12 protein-coding genes and 1 riboswitch are annotated in these 15,256 nt (G+C 57.6%); of the genes, 4 read left to right on the top strand and 8 right to left on the bottom strand.

Annotation, left to right across the window (positions count from 1 at the left end):
* Positions 1–64: 64 nt before the first annotated feature.
* The 4 genes from polB to araB all read right to left on the bottom strand — a co-directional run bounded on the left by polB (position 65) and on the right by araB (position 6,462).
* On the bottom strand, positions 65–2,422 hold the full coding sequence (polB, locus tag PYW49_RS15890) for a DNA polymerase II (RefSeq protein ID WP_320386933.1): 2,358 nt from the start codon (positions 2,420–2,422) through the stop codon (positions 65–67).
* A 74-nt stretch (positions 2,423–2,496) separates the two neighbouring features.
* Entirely contained in the window at positions 2,497–3,192 is a 696-nt protein-coding gene (araD, locus tag PYW49_RS15885) for an L-ribulose-5-phosphate 4-epimerase (protein ID WP_134349631.1), read from the bottom strand.
* Positions 3,193–3,239: 47 nt separating this feature from the next.
* Positions 3,240–4,742 carry an L-arabinose isomerase gene (araA, locus tag PYW49_RS15880; RefSeq protein WP_134349632.1) on the bottom strand — a complete coding sequence of 501 codons (1,503 nt, stop codon included), beginning with the start codon at positions 4,740–4,742 and terminating at the stop codon, positions 3,240–3,242.
* A 10-nt stretch (positions 4,743–4,752) separates the two neighbouring features.
* Complete coding sequence (araB, locus tag PYW49_RS15875; RefSeq protein WP_320386932.1) at positions 4,753–6,462, bottom strand: ribulokinase; 1,710 nt, start codon at positions 6,460–6,462, stop codon at positions 4,753–4,755.
* 337 nt (positions 6,463–6,799) lie between these two features.
* On the opposite strand from araB, the gene araC reads away from it, so the two are divergent.
* Positions 6,800–7,645 (top strand): arabinose operon transcriptional regulator AraC, encoded by an 846-nt coding sequence (araC, locus tag PYW49_RS15870; protein WP_116342460.1) that lies wholly within the window; start codon positions 6,800–6,802, stop codon positions 7,643–7,645.
* Between the two features lie 128 nt (positions 7,646–7,773).
* Complete coding sequence (locus PYW49_RS15865; protein ID WP_320386931.1) at positions 7,774–8,541, top strand: DedA family protein; 768 nt, start codon at positions 7,774–7,776, stop codon at positions 8,539–8,541.
* On the opposite strand, the gene thiQ is transcribed toward PYW49_RS15865, so the two are convergent.
* The 4 genes from thiQ to sgrR form a co-directional block, all read right to left on the bottom strand.
* Positions 8,538–9,233, bottom strand: a complete 696-nt coding sequence (gene thiQ / locus PYW49_RS15860; RefSeq protein ID WP_320386930.1) for a thiamine ABC transporter ATP-binding protein ThiQ — start codon at positions 9,231–9,233, stop codon at positions 8,538–8,540. The genes PYW49_RS15865 and thiQ overlap by 4 nt on opposite strands.
* On the bottom strand, positions 9,217–10,827 hold the full coding sequence (gene thiP, locus PYW49_RS15855) for a thiamine/thiamine pyrophosphate ABC transporter permease ThiP (protein WP_320386929.1): 1,611 nt from the start codon (positions 10,825–10,827) through the stop codon (positions 9,217–9,219). The genes thiQ and thiP overlap by 17 nt, the downstream gene beginning before the upstream one ends.
* Positions 10,803–11,786, bottom strand: coding sequence for a thiamine ABC transporter substrate binding subunit (thiB, locus tag PYW49_RS15850; protein WP_320386928.1), 984 nt, complete (start codon positions 11,784–11,786; stop codon positions 10,803–10,805). The genes thiP and thiB overlap by 25 nt, the downstream gene beginning before the upstream one ends.
* Positions 11,787–11,817: 31 nt before the next feature.
* Positions 11,818–11,918, bottom strand: a riboswitch (TPP riboswitch).
* A 36-nt stretch (positions 11,919–11,954) separates the two neighbouring features.
* The gene (gene sgrR, locus PYW49_RS15845) at positions 11,955–13,610 is read right to left on the bottom strand and encodes an HTH-type transcriptional regulator SgrR (RefSeq protein WP_320386927.1); all 1,656 of its coding nucleotides are present in this window, start codon (positions 13,608–13,610) and stop codon (positions 11,955–11,957) included.
* Between the two features lie 88 nt (positions 13,611–13,698).
* Between sgrR and sgrT the strand changes: the two genes are divergently transcribed.
* Both sgrT and PYW49_RS15835 read left to right on the top strand, forming a co-directional pair.
* On the top strand, positions 13,699–13,851 hold the full coding sequence (gene sgrT, locus PYW49_RS15840; RefSeq protein ID WP_032672519.1) for a glucose uptake inhibitor SgrT: 153 nt from the start codon (positions 13,699–13,701) through the stop codon (positions 13,849–13,851).
* Positions 13,852–13,971: 120 nt separating this feature from the next.
* Positions 13,972–15,150 (top strand): sugar efflux transporter, encoded by a 1,179-nt coding sequence (locus PYW49_RS15835; RefSeq protein ID WP_134349639.1) that lies wholly within the window; start codon positions 13,972–13,974, stop codon positions 15,148–15,150.
* The last annotated feature ends 106 nt before the right edge of the window (positions 15,151–15,256 follow it).

The following is a 15,256-nucleotide window of genomic DNA, read 5'->3' as shown; positions in this document are numbered from 1 at the left end:
CGAAAAATGGGTCCGGGAATGGAAAGGGCGCTATGGTACTGGATGGCAGCCATTTCGTCACGCGTCAAAATAGGCCAAGTTGCCCTGTCACTAGTGTAGCAAAGTCGTCGTCGATGAAGGGCAAAATTCCGTCTGCCACCGGCTGAAGCTGACGCGTCAGATAGTGTTCGTAATCCAGAGGAGAATGTTGATAATCCACGGGTTCCGGGCCGTTAATGGTCCAGACGTATTTGATGGTTCCCCGGTTCTGATACTGCGGTGCGCGGCCACGGCGGACGTTTTCTTCATCCGCAAGGCGCGCGGCGCGTACGTGCGGAGGAACGTTGCGCTGGTACTCTGCGAGCGGGCGGCGCAGGCGTTTGCGATACACCAGCTGCGCGTCAAGTTCACCCGCCATCAGGCTGGCTATCGTCTCGCGCACATAGTCCTGATACGGCTCATTGCGAAACACCCGCAGATAGAGCGTTTGCTGGAACTGCTGCGCCAGCGGGGTCCAGTCCGTACGCACTGTTTCAAGCCCTTTAAAGACCATCCGCTGCGTGTCGCCTTCCTGAATCAGCCCGGCGTAGCGCTTTTTGCTGCCCTGATCGGTACCGCGAATGGTAGGCATTAAAAAACGGCTGAAGTGGGTTTCAAATTCCAGCTCCAGCGCGCTGGTTAACCGCTCTTTTTGCAAATGTTCCTGCCACCAGCCGTTCACAAAGGCGACCAGCGCGTTGCCGATTTGCGCGGCGTCCTCGTCTGAATGTGCCCCCTTAAGCCACACAAACGTGGAGTCCGTGTCGCCGTAGATGACGTCATAGCCCTGGGATTCAATCAGCGCTTTGGTCTGGCGCATAATCTCGTGCCCGCGCATGGTGATCGAGGAGGCCAGCCGTGGATCAAAGAAGCGGCAGGCGCTGGTGCCCAGCACGCCGTAAAAGGCATTCATAATGATTTTCAGCGCCTGTGAAAGCGGCTTGTTGCCGTGGCGCTTTGCCTCGTCGCGGCCGTGCCAGATGTTCCCCACAATTTCTGGCAGACAGTGTTTTTCACGCGAGAAGCGGGCGCCGAGGAAGCCTTCCGTGCTGTGCTCATCATCCGGCTGCGCCATGCCCTCAATCAGCCCGACGGGATCGATCAGAAATGTGCGGATAATCGACGGGTAGAGGCTTTTGTAATCAAGAACCAGAACGGAGTCATACAATCCTGGCCGGGAATCCATGACGTAGCCGCCGGGGCTGGCCTGCGGCGGCACGTTCCCGAGGTTGGGGGCGACATACCCTGCCCGGTGCATCCGGGGGAAATAAAGATGGCTAAAGGCCGCTACGGAGCCGCCGTGCCTGTCAGCAGCAAGGCCGTTTACGGTTGCGCGCTCCAGCAGGAACGGCATGATCTCGGTTTTGTGGAAAATCTGCGTAACCAGTTCGCAATCTTTCAGGTTATAGGTGGCGAGCGCCGGCTTGTCTTCGTTAAAGCGCCGGTCAATCTCATCCATTCTGTCCCAGGGGTTGTCGATGGATTTACCCTCGCCAAGCAGCTCCTGCGCGACCGCTTCGAGGGAGAAGGAAGAGAAGCTCCAGAAGGCGGATTTCAGCGCCTCGATGCCGTCGATAATCAGGCGGCCGTTGGCCTGCGCGAAGAAGACGCCGTTCTTAAAACCGTGTTCGCGCCATTCCAGCTCGCTGTTACCGCGCCCGAGTATCAGCGGGATGCGATACCGCTCGGCGTGTTTTTGCAGCACGCGCAGGTCGAATTGCACCACGTTCCAGCCGATAAGGACATCGGGATCGTAGTCGGCAAACCACTGGTTCAGCTTCTCCAGCAGCTGTGGCCGGCTGTTGACATACTCAAGTCGGAAATCCAGCGCGGACGCATCACCTTTCGGCGGCCCAAGCATATAGACAACCCGATCGCCGCACCCTTCCAGCCCAATACAGTACAGCTCACCGTGGCGGGTGGTTTCGATATCCAGCGACACCCATTTTAGCGGCGGACGATAGTGCGGATTTGGCTTCAGGCGCGCGTTGATAATTTTGCCGTTTTGCGGGGAGCCATCGACCCAGACGGGAGCGGTAATAAACCGCTCCATCAGAAAGCGTTCGGGTGGGCGAATATCCGCTTCGTACAGCGTCACGCCTGCTTCGCGGAGCAGTTTTTCATAGCGCATCAGCTGGCGGTGGGCGCGACAGTAGAGGCCATAAACCGGATTGCGGTGGAAGTCTTTCAGTTCAAGGGGAGTGATGCGCCAGCCATTTTCACCGCGCAGCAGCTGTTTCACTTTTTCGACGTGAGGTTCTGGAATAAAAGCCACGGATTCCTGCGGCGGAAGCGTCACCTGTAGCGGGCCGTGGTCCGTTGCCAGCCAGAATTCAACCTCGGTGCCCTGAGGTGTATCCCGCCAGTGTCGGGTCAGTAAAAAGCCTTCTTGCGCCTGCGCCACACCGTTATCCCATAAAACAACACCAGGCCTGATTATAGCCTGGTTGAATATTTTATGCTGGGTATATATACAGTTTACTGCCCGTAATAGGCTTTTGCACCGTGCTTGCGCAGGTAATGCTTGTCCAGCAGGGTTTGCTGCATGTCCGGGAGCTGTGGCGCCAGCTGTCTACAGAAGATCCCCATGTAGGCGACTTCTTCCAGCACAATCGCGTTATGCACCGCATCTTCCGCGTTTTTGCCCCAGGCAAAGGGACCGTGGGAGTGCACCAGCACGCCGGGCATTTGTGCCGCGTCGATTCCCTGTTTCTCAAAGGTTTCGACAATCACGTTGCCCGTTTCCCACTCATACTCGCCGTTAATCTCCGCATCGGTCATGAGGCGGGTGCAGGGAATGGTGCCGTAAAAGTAGTCCGCGTGGGTGGTGCCGGTCGCCGGGATGGACTGGCCCGCCTGCGCCCAGATGGTGGCATGGCGCGAATGGGTATGCACAATGCCGCCGATGGTCGGGAACGACTGGTACAGCAGGCGATGGGTTGGCGTATCGGAGGAGGGTTTTTTCTTACCTTCCACAACTTCGCCGGTCTCAATGCTGACGACCACCATATCTTCTGCGGCCATCACCGTGTAATCCACGCCGGAAGGCTTGATGACGAACACGCCCATTTCGCGGTCGACGGCGCTCACGTTGCCCCAGGTCAGCGTCACCAGGTTATGCTTTGGAAGCGCCAGATTGGCTTCAAGTACCTGTCGTTTGAGATCTTCTAACATTGTTGTCTCCCTGCCCGGCGGCGCAGCACCGCCGGGCATTCCGTGCTTTAGCGTTTTGAACCGTAATAGACTTCATTCCAGCGCAGCGAATCTTTGAAGGCTGGCAGGCGGGTATCGTTATCAATCACGGTCAGTTCGATGTCGTGCAGCTCGGCGAACTGACGCATATCGTTCAGATCCAGCGCATGGCTAAACACGGTGTGGTGCGCGCCACCTGCGACGATCCAGGCTTCTGACGCGGTAGGCAGGTCAGGCTGTGCTTTCCACAGGGCGTTGGCGACCGGCAGTTTTGGCAGAGAGTGTGGCGTTTCAACGGCATCGACGCAGTTCACCAGCAGGCGGAAACGATCGCCCAGATCGATCAGGCTGGCGTTGATGGCCGGGCCGGTGCGGGTATTGAAGATCAGACGAGCCGGATCGGCTTTTCCGCCAATTCCGAGGTACTGCACGTCGAGGATCGGTTTCTCTTCAACAGCAATAGACGGGCACACTTCCAGCATGTGTGAGCCGAGCACCAGGTCGTTGCCGTTTTCGAAGTGGTAGGTGTAGTCCTCCATAAAGGAGGTGCCGCCCTGCAGACCGGTCGACATCACCTTCATGATGCGAAGCAGAGCGGCAGTTTTCCAGTCGCCTTCGCCGGCAAAGCCGTAGCCCTGCTGCATCAGACGTTGTACTGCCAGACCTGGCAGCTGTTTCAGACCGTGGAGATCTTCAAACGTCGTGGTAAAGGCGTGGAAACCGCCCTGTTCCAGGAAGCGCTTCATGCCCAGCTCGATGCGCGCCGCATCCAGCACGTTCTGGCGCTTATCGCCGTTGATTTGTGCCGCAGGTGTAAGGCGGTAGCTGCTTTCGTACTCATCCACCAGCGCGCTTACGTCGCCGTCGCTGATTTCATTGACTACCTGTACCAGGTCGCCCACGGCCCAGGTATTCACAGAGAAGCCAAACTTGATCTGCGCGGCCACTTTGTCGCCGTCGGTCACGGCCACTTCACGCATGTTGTCGCCAAAGCGCACCACTTTCAGGTGGCGGGTATCCTGTTTAGAGACCGCCTGACGCATCCAGGAGCCAATACGCTTCTGTGCCTGGCCGTCCTGCCAGTGGCCGGTTACCACTGCGTGCTGCTGACGCATGCGCGCGCCGATGAAGCCGAACTCGCGGCCGCCGTGCGCGGTCTGGTTCAGGTTCATGAAGTCCATGTCGATGCTGTCCCACGGCAGGGAGGCGTTGAACTGGGTATGGAACTGCAGCAGCGGCTTGTTGAGAATAGACAGGCCGTTGATCCACATTTTGGCCGGTGAGAAGGTGTGCAGCCACACCACCAGACCTGCGCATTTATCGTCGTAGTTCGCGTCGCGGCAGATATGGGTGATCTCATCCGGCGTCGTGCCCAGCGGTTTCAGCACCAGTTTGCACGGCAGTTTGGCTTCTGCGTTCAGGGCGTTAACGACGTGCTCCGCGTGTTTCGTCACCTGTTGCAGCGCTTCCGGTCCGTACAGGTGCTGGCTGCCAATCACAAACCATACTTCATAATGATTAAAAATGGTCATCGTCGTGTCCTTAATGGGTCAGGGTTGCCGTCGTGTCCGCGGTGTGTTTTGACGGGGCGGCGACAGGGAGATAGTGAAGTTCGGCGCTTTTTGCCCATTGCTGGTAGCGCTGATAAAGTTGTTCAAAGCGTTGTGCCTGCTGGGCTCGCGGCTGGAGCGTGTTTTCAACGGCGCTTGCCATATGCTGCTGCGCGGTCGGGATATCCGCATGGACGCCTGCGGCAACCGCAGCGAAAATCGCCGCGCCCAGCGCGCAGCACTGATCGGAAGCGACAATTTGCAGCGGACGGTTCAGCACGTCGCAGCAGGCCTGCATGATGACCGGGTTTTTGCGGGCGATGCCGCCCAGCGCCATCACGTTATTCACGTCGATGCCCTGTTCGGTGAAGCACTCCATAATCGCGCGGGCACCGAAGGCGGTGGCTGCAATCAGGCCACCAAACAGCGCGGGTGCGTCGGTCGCGAGGTTGAGATCGGTAATGACGCCTTTCAGGCGCTGGTTAGCACCGGGTGTACGACGGCCGTTGAACCAGTCCAGCACCACCGGGAGATGATCGAGGGACGGATTTTTTGCCCAGGCATCGGTGAGCTGAGGCAGGAGCTGTTTTTTACTCTCAGCAATCTGCGTTTTCAGTTCTGGATGCGCCGCCGCCAGCCGATCCAGCGGCCAGCCCAGCACGCGCCCAAACCAGGCGTAGATATCGCCAAAGGCGGACTGGCCAGCTTCGAGGCCGATAAAATCTGGCACTACGCTGCCGTCAACCTGGCCGCAGATGCCTTTCACCGCGCGGTCGCCGACGCTGGCTTTATCTGCCGTCAGGATGTCGCAGGTGGAGGTGCCGATCACTTTCACCAGCGTATTAGGCTGTGCACCGGCGCCCACGGCCCCCATATGGCAGTCAAACGCGCCGCCGGAGATCGCCACGTTCTGCGGCAGGCCGAGGCGCTTCGCCCACTCTTCACAGAGCGTGCCGACGGGAATATCGGCGGTGAAGGTGTCGGTAAACAGCGGGTATTTCAGATTTTTGTTAATGATTGGGTCGAGTTCATCGAAGAAGGTTGCCGGTGGCAGACCTCCCCAGCTTTCGTGCCAGAGTGATTTATGCCCGGCGCTGCAGCGGCCGCGGCGGATATCCTGCGGCCGCGTAGTGCCGGAGAGCAGAGCGGGAACCCAGTCGCACAGTTCAATCCAGGAGACGGCCGCCTGGGCAACCGATGCATCCTCGCGGGTAACGTGCAGGATCTTGGCCCAGAACCATTCGCTGGAGTAAATCCCGCCGATGTAGCGGGAGTAGTCTGTTTTGCCCGGCTGATGGCACAGGCGGGTGATGGCTTCGGCCTCTTCCACCGCGGTATGGTCTTTCCACAGCACGAACATGGCGTTCGGGTTGTCGGCAAACTCAGGGCGCAGCGCCAGCACGCGGCCTTCGGCATCCACGGGGGCAGGCGTGGAGCCGGTGCTGTCGACGCCAATGCCGACAATTTCCGCCCGTTGGACGTCAGTCAGTTCAGCGAGCACGGTTTTGATTGCCGCTTCCATCGATTCAATGTAGTCACGCGGGTGGTGACGGAACTGGTTGTTTGGCGCATCGCAGTAGCGCCCCTCTTGCCAGCGCGGGTACCACTCAACGCTGGTTGCTATCTCCTGGCCGGACATACAGTCCACTGCCAGCGCGCGAACCGAATCGCTGCCAAAATCGAGGCCAATCGCAATTGCCATGGTGTTGCTCCATCGGAAAAACAGGTATGGAAGAACATTAGAGACTGGGGGCGAAAATCGTCAGGCAGGATCCGCTAATCTTATGGACTAAATTGCTGTTACAACGGAAAGTGTGACGCTGTGCAAATATTCAATGTGGACATTTCTGCCGCACTTATAGACACTTTTGTTACTGCTTATCTGCCTGCTCTGGCGGAGAAATCAGGGGGAAAGGCTGAAACATGGCGGACGTAAAAGCGGCGTGATGATTTTTGGATCTTTTCGCGGGCCATTTTTAACCTGCTTTTAATGATATGGACAATTGGTTTCCTTCAGGACCCTTGGGAGAACTGAATCTATGGCCGAAACGCAAAACGATCCCCTCCTGCCGGGATACTCGTTTAACGCACACCTTGTGGCGGGGCTGACCCCTATCGAGGCTGAGGGATATCTCGATTTTTACGTCGACCGACCGCTCGGGATGAAAGGATATATTCTTAACCTGACCGTGCGAGGGGAAGGGATCATCAAGAACGGTGACCAGCAGTTCGTCTGCCGCCCCGGCGATATCCTGCTGTTCCCGCCAGGGGAGATCCACCATTACGGACGCCACCCTGATGCCAAAGAGTGGTATCACCAGTGGGTCTACTTCCGTCCACGCGCCTACTGGCAGGAGTGGCTTTCGTGGCCGGCTATTTTTGCGCATACCGGTTTTTATCGTCCGGATGAGGTTCATCTGGCTCAGTTTCGCGAGCTTTTTGCCCAGATTATTGAGGCGGGGCAGGCAGGAGGGCGTTATGCCGAACTGCTGGCCATTAACCTGCTCGAGCAGGTGCTGCTGCGTCGGATGGAGGCAATCAACGAATCGCTTAACCCGCCGCTGGATAACCGCGTGCGCGACGCCTGTCAGTACATCAGCGACCACCTCGCCGATAGCCAGTTTGATATCGCCAGCGTTGCCCAGCATGTTTGTCTGTCGCCGTCGCGGCTGTCGCATCTGTTTCGTCAGCAGCTTGGCGTTAGCGTGTTGAGCTGGCGTGAGGATCAGCGCATCAGCCAGGCGAAGCTTCTGCTCAGCACCACCCGGATGCCGATTGCCACCGTGGGACGTAACGTAGGCTTTGAAGATCAGCTCTATTTTTCTCGCGTATTTAAAAAATGCACCGGAGCCAGCCCGAGTGAATTCCGCGCGGGATGTGAATAAACGGTAAAAAAAGATAAACAAACAGGTGAATGCGGAAAGCAGCCTGTAAACTATTCAGACAATTGTTGCCTTGACGCGGTGCGGGGCGCTAAGCAGAATCGCTGATTCGTTTTCTGACCGGAATAGTTATGCAGGCATTGCTGGAACACTTTATTACCCAGTCCGTTATGTATTCGCTCATCGCCGTGGCGCTGGTGGCGTTTCTGGAATCGCTGGCACTTGTGGGGTTAATCCTGCCCGGTACCGTGATGATGGCAGGGCTTGGCGCGCTGATTGGCAGCGGTGAGGTTAATTTCTGGCAGGCTTGGCTGGCCGGGATTATCGGCTGCCTGCTGGGCGACTGGATCTCCTTCTGGCTGGGCTGGCGCTTTAAGAAGCCGCTGCACCGCTGGTCGTTTATGAAAAAGAACAAAGCCTTGCTGGATAAAACCGAGCATGCGCTGCATCAGCACAGTATGTTTACCATCCTCGTCGGTCGCTTTGTCGGGCCTACGCGTCCGCTGGTTCCTATGGTCGCCGGGATGCTGGATCTGCCCGTCGCCAAGTTTGTGGTACCGAATATCATCGGCTGCGTCTTCTGGCCGCCGTTCTACTTCCTGCCGGGGATCCTCGCGGGTGCAGCCATCGATATTCCTGACGGTATGCAAAGCGGTGAGTTTAAGTGGCTGCTTTTGGGGACGGCAGTGCTGCTGTGGCTGGCGGCATGGCTGTGCTGGCGGCTGTGGCGCAGCGCGAAAGCGAATATCGATCGCCTGACGCGCTATCTTCCCCGCGCTCGCCTGTTGTGGCTGGCACCGTTGACGCTGGGCGTTGCGGTGGTGGCGCTGGTGGCATTGATTCGCCATCCGCTGATGCCGGTGTACGGTGAGATCCTGTTGAAGGTGGTGAGCCGCTAATGAATTCCCAGCAGGTGCGACGCGCTTGTTTTTCCGCTCATCAGCGCTTCAGTTTCGCCATCCCATAAAATACGTCCCTCCGCGATCACCACCGATCGCGGCGCAATGCGTACAGCATCTTCAATGCTATGTGACACCATCAGCATGGTCAGCTGCTGGCGCTGGCAGACGTCCTGCACCAGGGCAAGCATCTCCTGCCTCAGCGCGGGATCGAGTGCGGAGAAGGGTTCATCCAGAAGCAGCACCGGCTGCTCGCGTACCAGACAACGCGCCAGCGCCACGCGCTGACGCTGCCCTCCGGAAAGCTCGCCGGGCAAGCGGTCAAGAAAAGCGGTAATGCCCATCTGGTCGGCAATCCTTTCCAGCTTTTGACGCTGCGCGTCGTTGAGCTTTAGCCCCGGATCCATACCCAGCCCGATGTTTTGCCGTACCGTCAGATGGGTAAACAGGTTATTTTCCTGGAACAGCATCGACACCGGGCGCTTTGCCGGTGGAGTATGGGTATGGTCGCGGTTTTCAATCTCTATCGATCCGCTTGCCGGCTGCAGAAAACCGGCGATCAGATTAAGCAAGGTACTCTTTCCTGCACCGCTTGGGCCGAGCACCGCAATCATCTCACCCTGACGTACCGAAAGAGTGAAGCGCATGGGCAGGTGCTGGTAGAGCCAGGTTACATCAATCAGTTTTAACATCACGCCCCGGGATTTTTTCGATAACGGTAAATAACGCAAAGCACAGCAGCAGCAGCAGCAGCGCGGTGACAGCACCGTCCTGACTTCGATAAGAGCCGATCTGCTGATACAGCCAGTAGGGCAGCGTGCGGAAATCGTCATTGCCGAAGAGTGCTACCACGCCAAAATCACCAATTGAAAGCACGCAGGCGAAGGCTAACGCCTGAGCCAGCGGGCGTTTCAGGGCACGCAGTTCGACTATTTTCAATCGCCGCCATCCCTGCATCCCCAGCGACTGACAGAGCAAACTGTAGCGGCTGTTGACGTCGCGCATCGGATTTTCCAGCACCTTGAGCGCGTAAGGAATAGCCATCAGTGCGTTGGTAAAAATCACAATACCGTCGGCGTTTTCCGGCAGGCCGATGGTACTGTTGAACAGCAAGAAGAAGCCCGTCGCCAGCACGATCCCCGGCATTGCCAGAATCAGCATGCCTGTCAGTTCCAGCGCGTGTCCGGCTTTTTGGGCCTGACGGGCATAGAGTTCGCGGCTGCTCCACAGCAGCATCATGGTCAGCATGACGCACAGCAGACCTGCCGCCAGGGCGATACGAAGCGAGGTCCCGGTGGCCCGCCAGAGGATGGGCTGTTGCAGGACGGACATGAGATTGAGGTTAAGACCGTCAACGATAACGGCCATCAGCGGCGGCAGCAGCAGCAGAAGTGCCAGCGCGATCAGGAGAAAATCGGTGATGCGGCTGTGCAGGCTGTCCTGCGGGTCGCGCCAGCCGGTCACCTGATGAGTGCCGGGGGGAATGGCTCTACTCAGACGCTGGCTCAGCAGCACCAGCGCAAGGCAGCATCCCATCTGTACCATCGCCAGCAGTGCGGCACGACCGGGATCGTAGTCGTAACTCAGCGCCTGATAAATCGCCAGCTCAATGGTTGTGGCCTGCGGTCCGCCGCCGAGTGAAAGCACGGTGGCAAAGCTGGCAAAGCAGAGCATGAAGATTAATGCCGCTACAGGGGGAAGCTGGCGGCGCAGCCACGGCCATTCGACAAAGCGGAAGAATGACATGCCGCGCATGCCTAGCTGGGCGGCAATCTGACGCTGTTCGCCGGGAATGTTCTCCAGCGCCTGCAAAAAGAGGCGTGTCGCCATCGGCATATTGAAAAACACGTGCGCCAGCAGAATGCCCTTGAGCCCGTAAGGGGAGAAGGTCCACTCCAGGCCGAGAGCCGCAAAGAGTGACGCCAGCCAGCCCTGGCGACCATACACGCTCAGAATGCCGAATACCGCCACCAGAACGGGCAGGATCAGCGTCATGGCACACAGTCGTAAAAGCGCCTGCCTGCCGGGGAAACGCCTGCGGTAGAGCGCCCGCGCCAGGAAAATGGCCGGGATCACCGACAGCAGGGCAGAAAGAAACGCCTGCCAGAAAGAGAAACGAATGACGTGCCAGAGATAGCTGTCGTGCCAGAGCGCGGGCAGGTCACTCTCTGGCGCGTTAAACCACAATGCAAGAAAGGCCCCCAGGCTGACCGCCACCATGACTACGGCGGCGAGCAGCCCGGGCAGTAACCAGCCGGGAATTAACGGCTGACGGCGCGTTGCCATTCACTTACCCATGCCGCACGCTGCGCGGCGACCTGCTGCGGCGTAAATTCCAGCGAGGTTTTTGGTTTGGTCAGTTGCTCGAAACCTGCTGGCAGCGCAACGTTCGTGACGGGATACATCCAGTTTCCTGACGGGATGGCGTTCTGGAACGCGGGTGAAACCATAAATTTCAGGAACTTTTCAGCGAGTTCCGGCTGCTTGCTGGCGACGGTGCGCGCGGCCACCTCAACCTGCAGATAATGCCCTTCAGCAAAATCAGCAGCAGCGTAGTTATCTTTCTTCTCGGCGATAATGTGATAGGCCGGGGAGGTGGTGTAGCTCAACACCAGGTCGCTTTCGCCTTTCAGGAACAGACCATAGGCTTCGCTCCAGCCCTTGGTCACCGTCACGGTTTTGGCGGCCAGCTTCTGCCACGCTTGCGGCGCTTTGTCCCCGTAGACTTTCTGCATCCACAGCAGCAGGCCCAGACCCGGCGTACTGGTGCGAGGGTCTTCATAAATTACGCGCCATTTCTGGTCACTTTCCACCAGCTCTTTCAGGCTCTTCGGCGGGTTTTTCAGCTTGTTTTTGTCGTACACAAAGGCAAAGTAGCCGTAGTCGAACGGCACAAAGGTGTCGTTTTTCCAGCCGCCCGGCACGTTGACGGTATCTGCCGCTACGCCGCTTTTGGCAAACAGTTTGGTTTGCGAGGCGGCGTCCAGCAGGTTGTTATCCAGCCCGAGCACCACATCGGCTTTACTGTTTTTACCTTCCATGCGCAGACGGTTGAGCAGCGAGACGCCATCTTCCAGCGCCACGAACTTCAGTTCGCAGTTACAGTCAGCTTCAAAGGCTTTTTTGACTACCGGGCCAGGGCCCCAGTCGGCAGAAAAGGAGTCGTAGGTGTAGACCGTCAGAACGGGCTTAGCAAAAGCAGGCAGCGCAAACAGCGCCAACAGGGGAAGAGCTTTTTTTAACACTTTGCACCTCAAAGTTGAGTGGCAAAGGATTTTGAGCGACAGCCTCAAATCCCTTCGCCGGCGTTATCCGGATCAGGTTCGACGGGTATTATCTCAGCGCACATCTGTGATGCAGCACCCCGTTGAGAACGGCGGTATTGTAATGATTTGGTGAATATTACGAAAGCGTTATGGTTCCGGCGGCGCAAACCAGGCCGATTTGAAATCAAACCATCCTAGAGTGTTCATCCGCAGACCGCGCATACTGCGCTGTCCCTGGATCATCAACCAGTGGTGGATCAAGGGGACGATCGCCTGTTCAGCCAGCAGCTGCTGGCACCACACGGCAAGATTCATTTCGCCCGCACGCCACAGGGCTGCATCCTGCTGCCAGTCACGCTGGATGCAGTGCTGGATCAGCGGAACTTCATACAGGTGTGAGAATAATGAAAAATCGAGCGGCAGGGTGAAGTTGGCGCTGTTCAGCCAGATATCGCTGGTAAGCTCCCCCTGGTGCCATTCGTCATAGTCCACTTCCCGGATGTCCAGCCTGACCCCCTCCGCTGCCAGCAGTCTGGTCATGATCCTGGCGATAAAACGATGCTCAACATGTTCGCGGTAGTAGGTCAGGGTGATGGACTCCAGCCCTGCGGGTTTGTCGCAGTGCGCCGGGCGGGCGTGGTGCCAGCGCGGAAGCAGGCCGTACGCCGGGAACCAGTATGTCTGGTACTGCTCTTCCGCATGGTAAATCAGGTTGGAGGGAGACAAAACGTGGCTGATCCACTTGCGGACGGCCTGGTTTGCCCCTCGATGGGTGCGGCCGTCAAACAGCAGGTAGTAGCATCCCTCCTCCAGGCGGCTCTCCACGGCTTTTTCTCCCGTGGTAGGGCCTTCCAGCGTCAGGCCGGCGCTCAGCTCTTCATTGAGATCCGGTAATACCCACACGTTCACTTCATCGATAAGCGCCCGATAGCCAAAGTAGTCATCGAACGCGCGGATTTTCAGCTGATTGTTGTTATTGCGGGATACGGAGTAGGGGCCGGTGCCAATCGGCTGGCTGGCAAAATTGTTCATTGATTCCCACTCGCCAGGCAAAATCATCGACGGCACATAGCCCAGCAGCCAGGGAAGCCACTTGTCCTGCTGCGACAGCTCAATATCGAGCGTCCATGCCGTTGGGGAGTGAACACGTGAAATATGCGAATACAGCGGTAGTTTACGGACACGTTCCAGAGAGGCGATGACGTCGCGCATTTCCAGCTCTCGCCCATGGTGAAAATGGATGCCGGGGCGTAAGAAGAAGCGCCAGTGAAACGGGGAAAGTTGCTGCCAGTGGTGCGCGATATCCGCTTCCAGTTCCCCATTTTCCTCATTTATGCGCGTCAGGCCGCTGAAGATTTGCCGGGCCATATGGGTTTCTGAGCGGCGTAAGGCCGTGCCGGGCAAAAGATTTTTCATTGGCCGATAGTAGAGGACCCGCAGGATGTGACGGCCCTGGCGGAAACTGCGTCCGAGATGCGAAACCAGCATCTGGCGCACGGCGGCTTTGTCGCCCACCAGCTGTACCAGCTGGTCAATTCGGTCCTGCTCCAGCAGGTCTTCAGCACGCTGCTGCTGCAACGCCAGCCCGGTGTAGAGGAAGGTCAGGCGCGAGCGTTTGCCGCGCCCCGCCTCCGCTTCCCAGCTTAACCAGCCCTGCTGCTGCATGGTATTGAGTAGCGTGCGCATATGACGGCGGGAACAGCTAAGCAGGTCGGCCAGCTCGTTCAGCGTGGTCTCCTGCGATTGCCCCTCACAGCACTGCCAGAGGCGGATAAATTGTTGTTGCAGTCGACCGGAAGGCATAAAAGGGGAACTCCTGATAAAAAATCAGCAATTTATTAATCCCTATATTAAGCCAATAATCCTTACCGATGAAGTGAGGAGGTAAATTATGAAGAGGTCTACCGCACGTCAGTTTTATCAGCACTATTTTTCAGCGACAAAAGGAACGTCCTGGCTGGCCCGTCAGTGTGCAGAGCAACGGCTGAAAATTCTGGAAGACCTGATGCAGTGGGACGTTACGAAACCGACCTCTTCTCGCTAACTCGCCTCGATCATGTGTGACTGAGTATTGGTGCTTATCACCCGCCAGCAAAATGTTTTTGCTGGCTTTTTTCGTTTATTCTTTCACCCGGTTTCGATTCGCTTTCACAAGGACTTGCGCATGCTCTGGTTGATGACGATGGGGCGACGCCTGAACGGCGTCTATGCCGCTTTTATGCTGGTGGCCTTTATGATGGGCGTGGCGGGGGCGCTACAGGCGCCGACGCTGAGCCTGTTCCTCAGCCGCGAGGTGGGCGCGCAGCCGTTTTGGGTAGGTCTGTTTTATACCGTCAACGCGATTGCCGGGATCCTCGTCAGCCTCGCGCTGGCGAAACGATCGGACAGCCAGGGCGATCGTCGAAAGTTGATCCTCTTTTGCTGCGCTATGGCCGTGGGTAACGCGCTGCTTTTTGCTTTCAATCGTGATTACCTGACGCTCATTACCTGTGGCGTGCTGCTGGCGTCGCTGGCGAACACCGCCATGCCGCAGCTTTTTGCCCTGGCCCGTGAATATGCGGATAACTCCGCGCGGGAAGTGGTGATGTTCAGCTCGGTGATGCGTGCCCAGCTGTCGCTGGCGTGGGTCATTGGTCCGCCGCTGGCCTTCATGCTGGCGCTGAACTATGGCTTTACCGCCATGTTTTCCATTGCGGCAGGGATTTTTGTCATTAGCCTGGCGCTGATTGCTTTTGCGCTACCGTCCGTGGCTCGGGTCGAGCAAACTACTGATAAACCGATTACTCAGGTGAGCGGCTGGCAGGACAAAAACGTCCGCATGCTGTTTATTGCCTCCACGCTGATGTGGACCTGCAACACCATGTACATCATCGACATGCCGCTGTGGATCAGCAGCGATCTGGGCTTGCCGGACAAGCTCGCCGGGATCTTAATGGGGACCGCTGCCGGGCTGGAGATTCCGGCGATGATTCTGGCGGGTTACTACGTGAAGCGCTTCGGAAAGCGTCGGATGATGATCGTCGCGGTGGCAGCTGGGGTGCTGTTTTACGCGGGGCTGATCCTTTTCCATTCGCGCGAAGCGTTACTGGCGCTGCAGCTGTTCAACGCCGTGTTTATTGGCATTGTCGCCGGAATCGGCATGCTCTGGTTCCAGGACTTAATGCCAGGCCGCGCTGGCTCGGCGACCACGCTTTTTACCAACAGCATTTCGACGGGCGTCATTTTGGCTGGGGTGATTCAGGGGGCGCTGGCGCAAAGCTATGGCCATGCTTCGGTTTACTGGATGATTGCTGCGATTTCGGTGGTGACGCTTGGGTTGACCTGCCGGGTCAAGGATGTGTGATTCTGGAAGGCGGCTTCACGAAATGAAACGACTTTCTGACAGGTATGAAGAAGGGGAATAGAGTGCGTGGCGGGTGCTTGAGGCTGTTTGCCTCAGGCTTTCGCAA

The sequence above is a fragment of the Enterobacter chinensis genome (assembly GCF_034008295.1).
Lineage (GTDB): Bacteria > Pseudomonadota > Gammaproteobacteria > Enterobacterales > Enterobacteriaceae > Enterobacter > Enterobacter chinensis.
The sequence above is the reverse complement of the archived record's forward strand: the minus strand, read 5'-3'. Positions and strand labels throughout refer to the sequence as shown.